Consider the following 15027-nt stretch of genomic DNA (forward strand, 5'->3'; position numbering starts at 1 on the left):
CGAGATTCGCCTTAGTCTCGTGGGCTCGGAGATGTGTATAAGAGACAGCATTTACTGGTGCGTGGTGGCTGCTGTACGTCATGTTGCTGGTGTGGGGCGCAGACAGTGGCGCCTACGCTTTCGGTAAGCTCTTTGGCCGACACAAGCTGGCGCCGAAAATTTCCCCGGGAAAAACGTGGGAAGGTTTGATCGGCGGTCTGGCAAGCTCCGCGCTGATTTCCGTTGTATTTAATCATTTTGTTCCGCTGACAAGCTCAGGGCATATCCTGCTGATCTGCTCGATTGTCGCCGTGCTGGCTTCCGTATTGGGCGATTTGACCGAAAGCATGTTCAAACGAGAGGCGGGTGTTAAAGACAGTAGTCATCTTATTCCCGGCCACGGCGGGGTGATGGATCGCATTGATAGTCTGACGGCGGCGGTGCCTGTGTTTTCCTGCCTGATGCTGTTACTGTTCAAAGCTGTTTAGGGATACCGGTAGAGCCTGTTTATGATGAATATTCTCTGGAGTCTGGCCGCATTTATCGTCGCCCTGGGCGTGCTGATAACGGTTCATGAATTCGGCCACTTCTGGGTCGCGCGTCGTTGCGGCGTTCGGGTGGAGCGTTTTTCTATCGGCTTCGGTAAGGCGCTGTGGCGACGTCGTGATCGCCAGGGCACCGAATATGTCATCGCACTCATCCCGTTGGGCGGTTATGTCAAAATGCTGGATGGCCGCGTGGCGGATGTACCGCCTGAGCTGGCTCATCAGGCGTTTGACCACAAGACCGTTTGGCAGCGCGCGGCCATTGTCAGCGCTGGTCCCATCGCCAACTTCATCTTTGCCATTTTCGCCTATTGGCTGGTCTTTATTCTCGGCGTTCCTGGCGTGCGTCCGGTGGTTGGCGAAGTTTTGCCCGACTCGATTGCCGCCCAGGCGCAAATTTCGCCGGGGATGGAACTAAAGTCAATTGACGGTATCGAAACGCCTGATTGGGACAGTGTTCGTCTCGCTTTTATCAGCAAGATCGGCGACGCCGATATGACGATAGGCACCGCCCCGCTTGGGTCGTCGCTTATCGAACAGAAAAAACTGGATCTGCGCAGCTGGAGTTTTGAACCAGACAAGCAGGATCCGGCGGTTTCTCTGGGCATCGTGCCCCGTGGGCCGCAGGTTGAAGCGGTGTTGGCCGGAATACAGCCTCATTCAGCCGCTGAAAAAGCGGGTTTGCAAGCTGGAGACAGGATCGTTAAAGTCGATGGTCAACTGGTGTCGCGCTGGCAGCAGTTTGTCATTGCCGTCCGCGAACACCCCGGTGAACGCGTTGAGTTGTCGGTAGAGCGGGAAGGGGAAACGGTGTCAATCGCCCTGACCCCCGACAGCAAAACGGTAGGAAAAGACAGGATTGAAGGGTTTGCTGGCGTTATCCCGCGCGTTACGCCGCTGCCTGAAGAGTATAAAACCGTTCGCCAGTACGGACCGTTCAGCGCCGTTTACGAAGCCACTGACAAAACGTGGCAGTTGATGAAGTTGACGGTTGGCATGATAGGGAAACTGATTGCTGGCGACGTTAAGCTGAATAACCTGAGCGGGCCGATATCCATCGCTCAGGGTGCAGGAATGTCAGCTGATTATGGATTGATTTATTACCTGATGTTTTTGGCACTGATAAGCGTCAATCTGGGGATCATCAATCTGTTCCCGCTGCCGGTATTAGATGGTGGTCACCTGCTCTTTCTGGCGATAGAAAAGCTGAAAGGTGGGCCGGTTTCCGAGCGTGTGCAGGACTTTAGTTATCGCATCGGCACAGTGCTGCTGATGATGTTAATGGGACTCGCACTTTTCAATGATTTCTCCCGCCTTTGAGGTGTGGATTAAGTTAGGAAAAACGCATAACAACGATGGCGATTAAAAAGTTGCTCATAGCGTCGCTACTGTTCAGTAGCGCCACCGTATACGGTGCAGACGGATTCGTAGTGAAAGACATTCATTTCGAGGGCCTGCAACGGGTTGCCGTCGGTGCGGCATTGCTCAGCATGCCGGTCCGTGTCGGAGATAACGTCAGCGATGAAGATATCGGGAATATTATCCGTGCTTTATTTGCGACCGGAAACTTCGAAGATGTTCGAGTACTGCGAGATGGCGATACGCTGCTCGTTCAGGTGAAAGAACGTCCCACCATCGCCAGCATCACTTTCTCCGGCAATAAGTCGGTGAAGGAAGACATGCTGAAAGAGAACCTGGAAGCGTCTGGCGTTCGCGTGGGGGAAGCGCTTGACCGCACGATGATTTCCAACATCGAAAAAGGGTTGGAAGACTTCTACTACAGCGTCGGTAAATACAGTGCAACGGTGAAAGCCGTGGTCACGCCGCTGCCGCGTAATCGTGTCGATCTCAAGCTGGTCTTCACCGAAGGTGTTTCCGCCAAAATCCAACAGATCAACATCGTGGGCAACAAAGCGTTTAGCAGCGACGAGCTGATTTCACGCTTCCAGTTGCGCGACGAGGTGCCATGGTGGAACGTGGTCGGCGACCGTAAATATCAGAAGCAGAAACTGTCGGGCGATCTCGAAACGCTGCGCAGCTTCTACCTCGATCGCGGCTATGCGCGCTTCAACATCGATTCGACTCAGGTCAGCCTGACGCCGGATAAAAAAGGCATCTATATCACCATCAACCTGACGGAAGGCGATCAGTACAAGCTTTCCGGCGTAGATGTCCGCGGCAATCTGGCCGGGCACTCCGCTGAAATTGAAGGGTTGACCAAAATCCAGCCGGGCGAGCTGTATAACGGCACGAAAGTGACCCGGATGGAAGAAAGCATCAAGAAACTGCTGGGCCGCTACGGTTATGCCTACCCGCGCGTCGTCACGCAGCCGGAAATCAACGATGCCGATAAGACGGTACGTCTGAACATCAGCGTGGATGCGGGTAACCGTTTCTCCGTTCGTCGTATCCGCTTTGAAGGCAACGACACGTCCAAAGACTCTGTGCTGCGTCGTGAGATGCGCCAGATGGAAGGCGGCTGGCTCGGCAATGATTTGGTCGACCAGGGTAAAGAACGTCTGAACCGCCTCGGTTACTTTGAAAGCGTGGATACGGAAACGCAGCGCGTTCCCGGCACGCCGGATCAGGTCGACGTGGTCTACAAGGTGAAAGAACGTAACACCGGTAGCCTGAACTTCGGTATCGGCTTTGGTACTGAGAGCGGCGTGAGTTTCCAGGCTGGGGTCCAGCAGGACAACTGGCTGGGTACGGGGAACTCTGTCGGGATTACCGGAACGAAGAACGACTACCAGACCTATATCGAACTGTCGATGACCGACCCGTACTTTACGGTGGACGGCGTCAGTCTGGGTGGTCGTGTCTTCTATAACGACTTTAAGGCGTATGACGCCGATTTGTCCGACTACACCAACCGTAGCTATGGCGCGGGCACGACGCTGGGCTTCCCGATCAACGAGAACAACTCGTTGCGTCTGGGCCTCGACTACGTACACAACGACCTGTCCGATATGGAACCGCAGGTCGCGATGTGGCGCTACCTCTATAAATCCGGCGTTGAACCGGGTGTCGTCACCGGCAGCTCCGACAGTGCGGACTTCTCAGCCGATGACTTCTTCCTGACGCAGGGCTGGACTTACAACAATCTCGACCGTGGGTACTTCCCGACGTCGGGTAGCCGCGTGACGCTGAATGGTAAGGTGACGATTCCGGGCTCGGACAACGAGTACTATAAAGTCACTCTGGATTCGACCAGCTATCTGCCGCTGAGCGAAAATCGTGACTGGGTGCTGATGGGCCGCACTCGTCTGGGTTACGGCGATGGGCTGGGCGGTAAGGAGATGCCGTTCTACGACAACTTCTACGCCGGTGGTTCAAGTTCAGTGCGTGGTTTCCAGTCTAATACCATCGGTCCGAAAGCCGCCTACTACAAATGTAATGGCAGCGAGTCGTCTTATGCCGGATGTCCGATCGATAAAGACAACCTCGATGATGCCGTGGGCGGTAACGCCGTCATGGTGCTGAGTGCCGAACTGATCGTGCCGACGCCGTTCATCAGCGAAAAATATGCGAACTCCGTGCGTACGTCGTTGTTCGTCGATGGCGGTACCGCGTGGGATACCCATTGGGAAAATACCCCGGCGACGCTTGCCGCAGGAGTGCCTGATTACAGCAAGCCGGGTAATTTCCGTATATCGAGCGGTATTGCGCTGCAGTGGATGTCTCCGCTGGGGCCGTTGGTCTTCTCCTATGCCCAGCCGATCAAGAAATACGACGGGGATAAATCGGAGCAGTTCCAGTTCAATATAGGCAAAACTTGGTAATCTGAGGCCAGCAGAACGTATGCAGGCAAGCCGCACGGCAGGCAGAGTTGAGGACGCCGGCCTCTATGGAGCGTCACAGCGCTGCCTGTTGTGCATATACGAGTGTGTTAAGACACAAATAGGTTAGCGTGAGGAGTTTATAGTGAAAAAGTGGTTGTGTGCCGCAGGTCTTGGCCTGGCATTAGCTGCATCAGCAGGCGTTCAAGCTGCTGATAAAATTGCAGTGGTAAACGTATCCAGCATCTTCCAGCAATTGCCGCAACGCGAAACCGTCGCCAAGCAGCTGGACAGTGAGTTCCGCGGCCGTGCGTCAGAGCTTCAGAATATGGAACGCGATCTGCAGCAGAAAATGCAGAAACTGCAGCGTGATGGCTCTACGATGAAAGCCAGCGAACGCAGCAAGATGGAAAAAGACGTCATGGCACAGCGCGAACAGTTCTCTACTAAAGCGCAGGCATTTGATCAGGACAACCGTCGTCGCCAGATGGAAGAGCGTAACAAAATCCTGAGCCGTATTCAGGATGCTGTTAAAAGTGTTGCCAGCAAACAGGGTTATGACATCGTCATTGATGCTAATGCTGTCGCCTACGCGGACAACGCGAAAGACATTACTGCCGACGTGCTGAAACAGGTTAAATAATTCGATGTTTTCAATTCGACTGGATGCTTTAGCACAACAGTTGGATGCACAGTTGCACGGTGATGGCGATATCGTCATCACCGCTGTCGCATCAATGCATTCTGCTCAGTCAGGTCAGATCACTTTCTTGTCTGACAGCCGTTACCGCGATCGTCTTGCGACCACCCAGGCTTCTGCCGTCGTGGTGACCGAAGCCGATTTGCCTTTCTGTCATACCGCCGCTCTGGTGGTGAAAAACCCTTATTTGACCTATGCGCGTATGGCGCAGGTGATGGATACGACGCCGGCGCCGGCTGAAGCTATCTCGCCTGCGGCGACGATTGCGTCGGATGCGCGCGTGGGTAAAGACGTCTCAATCGGGCCAAATGCCGTGATTGAGTCCGGCGTTGAGCTGGGCGATGGTGCCGTGATTGGCGCTAACTGTTTTATTGGTAAGAATACGCGTATTGGCGCGGGCAGCCGTTTGTGGGCCAATGTCACGATTTATCACAATGTCGTGCTGGGTGAGCAGTGTCTGATTCAGTCAGGCGCGGTCATCGGCTCGGACGGTTTTGGTTATGCCAACGATCGCGGCAACTGGGTGAAGATCCCTCAGTTAGGCACGGTCATTATTGGCGATCGCGTGGAAATCGGCGCGAATACGACGATTGACCGCGGCGCATTGGATGACACGATCATCGGCAACGGCGTCATCATCGATAACCAATGCCAGATTGCACACAACGTGGTGATTGGCGACAATACCGCGGTCGCCGGCGGCGTCATCATGGCGGGAAGTCTGAAAATCGGACGTTACTGCATGATCGGCGGCGCCAGCGTGATAAATGGCCACATGGAAATTTGTGACAAAGTCACGGTGACAGGAATGGGGATGGTTATGCGTCCTATCACCGAGCCTGGTGTATACTCCTCGGGCATACCACTGCAGCCGAATAAAGCATGGCGCAAAACGGCGGCTTTGGTCATGAATATTGATGACATGAGCAAGCGATTGAAGGCCATCGAGCGAAAACTCGATAAAAGTTAAGTCTGTTGGCTTCAGTTCTACCGAGCTTTGCTGCAGGGACGGGCAAAGCTGTTTTGCTTTGTTATTGGCAGACTGTGTGAGGCTCCCTCTATTGGGGAGCCGCGGTCTGCATTGTTGATGACGTTTTTATTAAGACAGGAAGAGTATTTTGAATACTGACACCCATACTCTGCACATTGAAGAGATTCTGGAACTGTTGCCGCACCGCTATCCGTTTTTGCTGGTAGACCGTGTTCTGCATTTCGAAGAAGGTAAATTTTTACGTGCAGTGAAAAACATTTCCTTTAATGAACCCTTTTTCCAGGGACATTTCCCAGGTAAACCGATTTTCCCAGGCGTACTGATTCTGGAAGCCATGGCACAGGCTACCGGCATTCTGGCATTCAAAAGCGTGGGTAAACTGGAACCGGGCGAACTGTACTACTTTGCTGCGATCGATAATGCGCGCTTCAAACGTCCTGTTGAGCCGGGCGACCAGATGGTACTGGAAGTGGAATTCATCAAAGAACGTCGTGGCGTCGCTCGTTTCAGAGGCGTTGCGAAAGTCGATGGTGAAATCGCTTGTGAAGCAGAGATGATGTGCGCTCGTCGTCGGGAGGCCTGATAACGTGATTGATCAAACCGCCTTTATTCATCCCAGTTCGATTGTTGAAGACGGAGCCGTCATCGGTGCCGGCGTACACATCGGCCCCTTCTGCTGGATCGGTTCTCAGGTTGAGATCGGTGCGGGAACGGTGCTGAAATCGCACGTCGTGGTTAACGGAGTGACCCGTATCGGAAACGATAACGAAATCTACCAGTTCGTTTCCATCGGCGAAGTTAACCAGGATCTGAAATACGCTGGTGAACCGACCCGCGTTGAGATAGGCGATCGCAACCGCATCCGCGAAAGCGTAACCATCCACCGCGGCACAGCGCAGGACGACGGGTTGACTAAAGTCGGCAGCGATAACCTGCTGATGATCAATACGCATATCGCCCACGACTGTATCGTGGGGAATCACTGCATCCTGGCGAACAACGCGACGCTGGGCGGCCATGTTTCCGTCGATGATTATGCCATCATTGGCGGTATGACCGCCGTGCATCAGTTCTGCGTCATCGGTGCGCACGTCATGGTGGGCGGTTGCTCCGGCGTTGCTCAAGACGTGCCGCCGTATGTGATTGCTCAGGGGAACCACGCCACGCCGTTCGGGATTAATATCGAAGGGCTGAAGCGCCGTGGTTTTGATAAAGCGACGTTGCATGCCATACGCAACACCTACAAGCTTATCTACCGTAGCGGTAAGACGCTGGATGAGGTCAAGCCGGAAATTGAAGCGCTGGCCGCGGACCATCCTGCGGTTCAGGCGTATCTGGACTTCTTCACCCGCTCTACGCGCGGCATTATTCGCTGACGCTTATGACCCGTCCCCTGACTATTGCCCTTGTCGCCGGAGAAACCTCCGGCGATATTCTTGGCGCCGGCTTAATTCGCGCCATTAAAAACCAAGTCCCGGATGCGCGCTTTGTCGGCGTGGCCGGCCCCCGCATGCAGGCTGAAGGTTGTGAAGCCTGGTACGAGATGGAAGAGCTGGCGGTGATGGGCATCGTGGAGGTGCTGGAGCGCCTGCCGCGTCTGCTGAAAATTCGCCGTGATCTGACCCAGCGTTTCACCGAGTTACAGCCGGATGTTTTCGTCGGTATCGATGCGCCCGACTTCAATATCACGCTCGAAGGGCGTTTGAAGCAGCGCGGCATCAAAACCATTCATTACGTCAGCCCGTCCGTCTGGGCATGGCGCCAAAAACGCGTTTTCAAAATCGGTCGAGCCACAAATTTGGTGTTGGCCTTTTTACCTTTTGAAAAGGCGTTTTACGATCGTTTCAACGTTCCCTGCCGTTTCATCGGACATACCATGGCCGATGCGATGCCGTTGCATCCCGACAAACTGGCCGCCCGGTCAACGCTTAGGATCGCGCCGGATGTCCGCTGTCTGGCGATACTGCCGGGGAGCCGTGGCGCAGAAGTCGACATGCTCAGCAAAGATTTCCTTCTGACGGCCAGACTCTTGCGCGAATCCTGTCCCGATCTGGAAATCGTCGTACCTTTGGTGAATGCCAAGCGACGCCAGCAGTTTGAAGAGATTAAAGCTGAGGTCGCGCCTGATTTACCGGTTCGCCTGCTGGATGGTTTCGCGCGAGAGGCGATGATCGCCAGCGATGCGGCGCTATTGGCCTCGGGAACGGCGGCGCTGGAGTGCATGCTGGCGAAGTGTCCGATGGTAGTGGGCTATCGGATGAAACCGTTCACCTTCTGGCTGGCCAGTAAGCTGGTCAAAACGCCGTGGGTCTCACTACCCAATCTGCTGGCCGGACGTGAGCTGGTAAAAGAGCTGCTGCAAAACGAATGCACGCCGGACAAATTGGCTGAGGCGCTCTTGCCCTGGCTGCAGGACAGCGCTCAGGTCCATGAACTACAAGAAACCTTTTTACATCTGCATCAGCAGATCCGTTGTGATGCCGATGAGCAGGCGGCTCAGGCGGTACTGGAGTTGGCAAAATCATGAATGATGTTTTCGTTTATCCGCAGGCAACCTGCATTGCCGGTGTGGATGAAGTTGGGCGAGGCCCGCTGGTGGGCGCTGTGGTGACTGCCGCCGTCATTCTCGATCCGGCTCGCCCCATCGTGGGTCTGGCCGATTCCAAAAAGCTCAGCGCGAAACGGCGCGAGGCGCTGTATCATGAAATCAAAGAAAAAGCGCTGGCGTGGAGTCTGGGCCGGGCAGAGCCGGAAGAAATCGATAGCCTGAATATCCTGCACGCCACCATGCTGGCGATGCAGCGCGCCGTGGCCGGGCTGTCTGTGACCCCAAACTACGTGTTGATCGACGGTAACCGTTGCCCTGTGTTGCCGATGCCGTCACAAGCGGTCGTCAAAGGCGATAGCCGGGTGCCGGAGATCAGCGCCGCGTCCATTCTGGCGAAGGTGACGCGTGACCGGGAAATGGAAGCGCTGGATTTGCTCTTCCCGCATTACGGTTTTGCGAAGCATAAAGGTTACCCCACCGCTTTCCATCTGGAAAAACTGGCGATGCACGGCGCAACCCATCATCATCGCCGCAGTTTTGCTCCGGTGAAGCGAGTGTTGGGGCTGGCGTAACGTCAGCGCAGACTATGTGATGCCGGTGAACGCATGAGTCGCCGGCGACATTCGATTTAATCAATACTGGGATCTGGAGATGGCCGAACCACGTTTTGTTCACCTGCGTGTTCACAGTGACTATTCCATGATCGATGGGCTGGCTAAGGTCGGACCGTTGGTGAAAAAAGCGGCGTCAATGGGCATGCCTGCGCTGGCGATCACCGACCACTCCAACCTGTGCGGTCTGGTGAAATTCTACGGCGGCGCGCATGGCGCTGGCGTCAAGCCGATCGTCGGCGCGGATTTTTATCTTCAGAGCGAGGAGTTGGCCGACGAACTGGCGCACCTCACTATTCTGGCGATGAATAACGTCGGCTACCAGAATCTGACGCTGCTGATCTCCCGCGCCTATCAGCGCGGCTATGGTGCCGCAGGTCCGACGATAGATCGCGACTGGCTGGTGGAACATCAGGAAGGTTTGCTGTTGCTGTCCGGCGGTCGTCAGGGCGACATCGGTAAATTTCTGCTGCGTGGTAATCAGGCGCTGGTGGAACAGTGTCTGGCTTTTTATCAGGAGCACTTCCCGCAGCGTTACTATCTGGAGCTCATCCGTACCGGCCGTGCGGACGAAGAAAGCTATCTGCATGCGGCGGTGGCGCTGGCGACCCAGCACGGCCTGCCGGTCGTCGCCACCAACGACGTGCGTTTCATCAACGCCGACGAGTTTGATGCTCACGAAATTCGCGTCGCAATCCACGATGGTTATACGCTGGACGATCCCAAACGTCCGCGCAACTACAGTCCTCAGCAGTACATGCGCACCGAAGAGGAAATGTGCGAGCTGTTTGCCGACATTCCCGAAGCGCTGGCCAACAGTGTTGAAATCGCCAAGCGTTGTAACGTCACGATCCGACTGGGTGAGTATTTCCTGCCGCAGTTCCCCACCGGCGATATGTCGACGGAAGATTATCTGGTCATGCGTTCCCGGGAGGGACTTGAGGAACGTCTTGCGTTCCTGTTCCCGGATGAAGAAGAGCGCAAACAGCAGCGACCAGCCTATGACGAACGTCTCGATATCGAGCTGCAAGTCATCAACCAGATGGGGTTCCCCGGCTACTTCCTGATCGTGATGGAGTTTATCCAGTGGTCAAAAGATAACGACGTGCCCGTGGGGCCGGGACGAGGTTCCGGCGCCGGGTCGCTCGTCGCCTATGCGCTGAAAATCACCGATCTTGACCCGTTGGCCTTTGACCTGCTGTTCGAACGATTCCTGAACCCGGAACGAGTGTCCATGCCCGACTTCGACGTCGACTTCTGCATGGAAAAACGCGATCTGGTGATCGATCACGTGGCGGATATGTACGGCCGCGATGCGGTATCGCAGATCATCACATTCGGTACGATGGCGGCGAAAGCGGTCATCCGAGACGTAGGTCGCGTGCTGGGTCACCCTTATGGATTCGTAGACCGCATTTCCAAGCTGGTGCCGCCCGATCCCGGCATGACACTGGAAAAAGCGTTCGCCGCAGAGCCGCAGCTGGGCGAAATCTACGAGGCCGACGAAGAAGTTAAAGCGCTGATCGACATGGCGCGCAAACTGGAAGGGGTTACCCGTAACGCCGGTAAACACGCCGGGGGCGTGGTGATCTCGCCGACCAAAATCACCGACTTCGCGCCGCTGTATTGCGATCCTGAAGGGCAGCATCCGGTCACCCAGTTCGACAAGAGCGATGTGGAATACGCCGGGCTGGTGAAGTTCGACTTCCTCGGCCTGCGTACGCTCACCATCATCAACTGGGCGCTGGAGATGATCAATCCGCGTCAGGAAAAGATGGGGCTGGAGCCGATCGATATCTCCGCCATCCCGCTCAGCGACAAGAAAAGTTTCGACATGCTGCAGCGGTCGGAAACGACCGCGGTATTCCAGCTGGAATCCCGCGGTATGAAGGACTTGATCAAACGTCTGAAGCCTGACTGCTTCGAAGATATGATCGCGCTGGTGGCCCTGTTCCGTCCGGGCCCGTTGCAGTCAGGGATGGTGGATAACTTTATCGACCGTAAGCACGGCCGGGAAGCTATCTCGTATCCGGATATCGAGTGGCAGCACGAGTCGCTGAAACCGGTGCTTGAACCGACCTATGGTATCATCCTGTATCAGGAACAGGTGATGCAGATTGCCCAGGTGCTCTCCGGCTATACTCTTGGGGGCGCGGATATGCTGCGTCGTGCCATGGGTAAGAAAAAGCCCGAAGAGATGGCCAAGCAGCGCTCGGTGTTCAAAGCCGGTTCTGAGAAGATGGGCATCGACGGCGAACTGTCGATGAAAATCTTTGACCTGGTGGAGAAGTTCGCCGGTTATGGCTTTAACAAGTCGCACTCCGCGGCCTATGCGTTGGTGTCTTACCAAACGCTATGGCTGAAGGCGCATTATCCGGCGGAATTCATGGCTGCGGTCATGACGGCGGATATGGATAACACCGACAAGATTGTCGGACTGGTGGATGAATGCTGGCGGATGGGGCTCAAAATCCTGCCGCCGGACATCAACAGCGGTCTGTACCACTTCCACGTCAACGACGCCGGTGAAATTGTGTATGGCATCGGCGCGATCAAAGGCGTGGGCGAGGGGCCGATTGAGGCCATCATCGAAGCCCGTAATCAGGGCGGTTATTTCCGCGATCTGTTCGACCTCTGCGCGCGCGCGGACATCAAAAAGCTGAACCGCCGCGTGCTGGAAAAGCTGATCATGTCCGGCGCGTTCGACCGTCTTGGCCCGCACCGCGCGGCGCTGATGAACTCATTGCAGGATGCGATGAAATCGGCCGAGCAGCATGCCAAAGCGGAGGCTATCGGTCAGGTGGACATGTTCGGCGTGCTGGCGGAAACGCATGAGCAGGTCGAGCAGTCCTACAGCACGGTTCCTCCCTGGCCGGAACAGGTCGTACTGGATGGTGAGCGGGAAACGCTGGGTCTGTATCTGACCGGCCATCCCATCAACCAATATCTGAAGGAAATCGAACGTTATGCCGCTGGCGTGCGTTTGAAAGATATGCACCCAACGGATCGGGGCAAAATCACCACTGCGGTGGGTCTCGTGCTTTCCGCTCGCGTGATGGTGACCAAACGAGGCAACCGCATCGGTTTGTGTACCCTGGACGATCGCTCCGGTCGTCTGGAGGTGATGTTATTCACCGATGCATTGGATAAATACCAGCATTTGCTGGAGCAAGACCGTATTTTGATCGTCAGTGGACAGGTCAGTTTTGATGATTTCAGCGGCGGGCTTAAAATGACCGCTCGCGAGATTTTGGATATCAGCGAAGCGCGGGAAAAATATGCGCGTGGACTTGCTATCTCGCTGACTGACAGGCAAATTGATGACCAGTTGTTAAACCGTCTCCGTCAATCGTTGGATCCCCATCGATCAGGGACGATTCCGGTGCATCTTTATTACCAGCGGGAGGATGCGCGAGCTCGGCTACGCTTCGGCGCGGCATGGCGCGTGACCCCGACCGACGTGCTCCTGAACGATCTGCGCACCGTAGTGGGTAATGAACAGGTAGAACTGGAATTTGACTAATATAGGATTACTATGAGTCTGAATTTTCTTGATTTTGAGCAGCCGATTGCAGAGTTGGAGGCGAAAATTGACTCTCTGACCGCCGTCAGCCGTCAAGACGAAAAATTGGATATAAATCTGGACGAAGAGGTTAAGCGTCTGCGTGAAAAAAGCGTAGAACTGACGCGTAAAATCTTCGCCGATCTGGGCGCATGGCAGGTTGCTCAGCTGGCGCGTCATCCCCAGCGTCCTTACACGCTTGACTACATCAAACGCGTTTTCACCGATTTCGATGAGCTGGCAGGCGACCGCGCCTACGCTGACGACAAAGCGATCGTGGGGGGCATTGCGCGTCTGGATGGCCGTCCCGTGATGGTTATCGGCCACCAGAAAGGCCGTGAAACCAAAGAAAAAATTCGTCGTAACTTTGGTATGCCAGCGCCGGAAGGTTACCGCAAGGCAATGCGTCTGATGGAAATGGCCGAGCGTTTTAAAATGCCGATCATCACGTTCATCGACACCCCGGGCGCTTATCCGGGCGTGGGCGCGGAAGAACGCGGTCAGTCTGAAGCGATTGCCCGCAACCTGCGCGAAATGTCAGAGCTGAGCGTGCCCATCATCTGTACCGTGATCGGTGAAGGTGGTTCCGGCGGCGCGCTGGCAATCGGCGTGGGCGACAAGGTCAACATGCTGCAGTTCAGCACCTACTCCGTCATTTCCCCAGAGGGCTGCGCCTCTATCCTGTGGAAAAGCGCGGACAAGGCGCCGTTGGCCGCAGAAGCGATGGGAATCATTGCCCCGCGTCTGAAAGAGCTGGGCCTGATCGACACCGTGATCCCTGAACCTCTGGGTTCAGCGCACCGCGACGTGGACGTGATGTCCGCATCGCTGAAGTCTCAGCTGCTGGCTGACCTGCGCGAGCTGGATGCGTTCAACGAACAGGAACTGCTAAATCGTCGTTACCAGCGGTTGATGAATTACGGCTACTGCTGACAGTTCTTCTAGTCCTAAAAAGTCCGTGGTCAGCAATGACCACGGACTTTTTTGTTATGATGACCTTCATCCTTTCCTCACACCGCGTTTGTCGGGAGTCGCTATGCTGAAACTTCAGGGAATTCATCATATTGCTATCATTGCGTCTGACTACGAACGGAGTAAGCGTTTTTACTGCGACCTGCTGGGATTCACTCTGCAGCATGAGATTTATCGTGCCGCCAGAGACTCCTGGAAGGGCGACTTGGCGTTGAACGGCCACTACGTTATTGAGCTGTTCTCCTTCCCTGATGCGCCTTCGCGCGTAAGTCGTCCCGAAGCGCAGGGACTCAGACACTTGGCTTTTGCCGTGGATGATATCGACCAGGCGGTGAGTGAGCTGACGCGCCGGGCCGTCGACTGCGAGCCTATTCGCATTGATGAAGAGACTGGGCGAAGATTCACTTTCTTTGCCGATCCGGATGATTTGCCGTTGGAGTTGTATGAACGATAACGTCGCGACGCACAGCGATGAAGTCCTATTAAATGCGGTCGCACGTCAGGTGACGTCCGGCGGCAGCTATCTCATCGCCTACAGCGGCGGGTTAGATTCCACCGTCCTGCTGCATTTGTGTGTGCGGTTAAGAGAACACTATGGGCTCTCGCTGCGGGCCGCGTATGTCCACCACGGCCTCAGCGCGTTCGCCGACCGCTGGGCGCAGCACTGCGAGGGGCTGTGTTCAGACTGGCATGTCCCTTTCAGCGTTCTGCCGGTGCGGGTTGATGCGCAGCAGGGTGGTATTGAGGCCGCGGCGCGTGAGGCGCGTTATCAGGCTATCCGTGACCATTTGCACATGGATGAGGTGCTGCTGACCGCACAACATCAAAACGACCAAAGTGAAACCTTCCTGCTGGCGCTCAAGCGGGGCAGTGGTCCGGCAGGGTTGTCGGCCATGGCGTCGGCGACACGGCTCGGCGAACAGACGCATTTACGGCCGCTGCTGGCCTGCAGCCGCGCTCAACTTGCCGAGTATGCGGCGTATCATGGTCTTAGCTGGGTTGAAGACGACAGCAATAGCGACGATCGCTTTGATCGTAATTTCCTTCGTCGCCATGTTTTACCCGTTTTGACGCAGCGCTGGCCGCATTTCCCCGCCGCGGTATCCCGCAGCGCTGAGCTCTGTGCGGAGCAGGAACAGTTACTGGATGAACTGTTGGCGGAGTCGCTGCAATCGCTTCGCCGTGCCGACGGCGGGTTGTCGATTACGGCTCTTGAATCTTACGGCCCGCTGCGGCGATCCGCGTTATTACGGCGTTGGCTGGCGGCAGAGGGCGTGCGAATGCCTTCGCGGGAACAGCTGCAGCGGTTGTGGCAAGACGTGGCGCTCAGTCGGCGGGAC

The 15027-nt window shown here is 55.7% G+C and carries 12 protein-coding genes and 1 pseudogene; all 13 read left to right on the forward strand.

Features of this window, described 5'->3' with window-relative positions:
- Positions 1-56: 56 nt before the first annotated feature.
- Positions 57-467 (forward strand): annotated as a pseudogene (locus Q7O77_RS06110) (phosphatidate cytidylyltransferase); the annotation flags it as partial.
- A 21-nt stretch (positions 468-488) separates the two neighbouring features.
- Positions 489-1844 (forward strand): sigma E protease regulator RseP, encoded by a 1356-nt coding sequence (gene rseP / locus Q7O77_RS06115; protein WP_304164373.1) that lies wholly within the window; start codon positions 489-491, stop codon positions 1842-1844.
- A gap of 35 nt (positions 1845-1879) precedes the next feature.
- Positions 1880-4306 carry an outer membrane protein assembly factor BamA gene (bamA, locus tag Q7O77_RS06120; RefSeq protein ID WP_304164376.1) on the forward strand — a complete coding sequence of 809 codons (2427 nt, stop codon included), beginning with the start codon at positions 1880-1882 and terminating at the stop codon, positions 4304-4306.
- 142 nt (positions 4307-4448) lie between these two features.
- The gene (gene skp / locus Q7O77_RS06125; protein ID WP_094117760.1) at positions 4449-4946 is read left to right on the forward strand and encodes a molecular chaperone Skp; all 498 of its coding nucleotides are present in this window, start codon (positions 4449-4451) and stop codon (positions 4944-4946) included.
- Between the two features lie 4 nt (positions 4947-4950).
- Positions 4951-5973 (forward strand): UDP-3-O-(3-hydroxymyristoyl)glucosamine N-acyltransferase, encoded by a 1023-nt coding sequence (gene lpxD, locus Q7O77_RS06130; RefSeq protein WP_304164380.1) that lies wholly within the window; start codon positions 4951-4953, stop codon positions 5971-5973.
- A 148-nt stretch (positions 5974-6121) separates the two neighbouring features.
- Positions 6122-6577, forward strand: coding sequence for a 3-hydroxyacyl-ACP dehydratase FabZ (gene fabZ, locus Q7O77_RS06135; RefSeq protein WP_026738770.1), 456 nt, complete (start codon positions 6122-6124; stop codon positions 6575-6577).
- A gap of 4 nt (positions 6578-6581) precedes the next feature.
- Entirely contained in the window at positions 6582-7370 is a 789-nt protein-coding gene (gene lpxA, locus Q7O77_RS06140; protein WP_304164385.1) for an acyl-ACP--UDP-N-acetylglucosamine O-acyltransferase, read from the forward strand.
- A 5-nt stretch (positions 7371-7375) separates the two neighbouring features.
- Positions 7376-8521, forward strand: a complete 1146-nt coding sequence (gene lpxB, locus Q7O77_RS06145) for a lipid-A-disaccharide synthase (protein WP_304164389.1) — start codon at positions 7376-7378, stop codon at positions 8519-8521.
- Positions 8518-9114 (forward strand): ribonuclease HII, encoded by a 597-nt coding sequence (gene rnhB / locus Q7O77_RS06150; protein WP_304164392.1) that lies wholly within the window; start codon positions 8518-8520, stop codon positions 9112-9114. Before lpxB ends, rnhB begins: the two co-directional genes overlap by 4 nt.
- 79 nt (positions 9115-9193) lie before the next feature.
- The gene (gene dnaE / locus Q7O77_RS06155; RefSeq protein WP_304164393.1) at positions 9194-12676 is read left to right on the forward strand and encodes a DNA polymerase III subunit alpha; all 3483 of its coding nucleotides are present in this window, start codon (positions 9194-9196) and stop codon (positions 12674-12676) included.
- Positions 12677-12688: 12 nt separating this feature from the next.
- Positions 12689-13648 carry an acetyl-CoA carboxylase carboxyl transferase subunit alpha gene (gene accA / locus Q7O77_RS06160; protein WP_304164395.1) on the forward strand — a complete coding sequence of 320 codons (960 nt, stop codon included), beginning with the start codon at positions 12689-12691 and terminating at the stop codon, positions 13646-13648.
- Positions 13649-13751: 103 nt separating this feature from the next.
- Entirely contained in the window at positions 13752-14141 is a 390-nt protein-coding gene (locus Q7O77_RS06165) for a VOC family protein (RefSeq protein WP_304164398.1), read from the forward strand.
- Positions 14131-15027, forward strand: an 897-nt coding sequence (gene tilS / locus Q7O77_RS06170; RefSeq protein ID WP_304164400.1) for a tRNA lysidine(34) synthetase TilS, incomplete at its 3' end; no start/stop codon positions are given. The genes Q7O77_RS06165 and tilS, both read left to right, overlap by 11 nt.

The sequence above is a fragment of the Lonsdalea britannica genome, from assembly GCF_946477055.1.
GTDB classification, from domain to species: domain Bacteria; phylum Pseudomonadota; class Gammaproteobacteria; order Enterobacterales; family Enterobacteriaceae; genus Lonsdalea; species Lonsdalea britannica_A.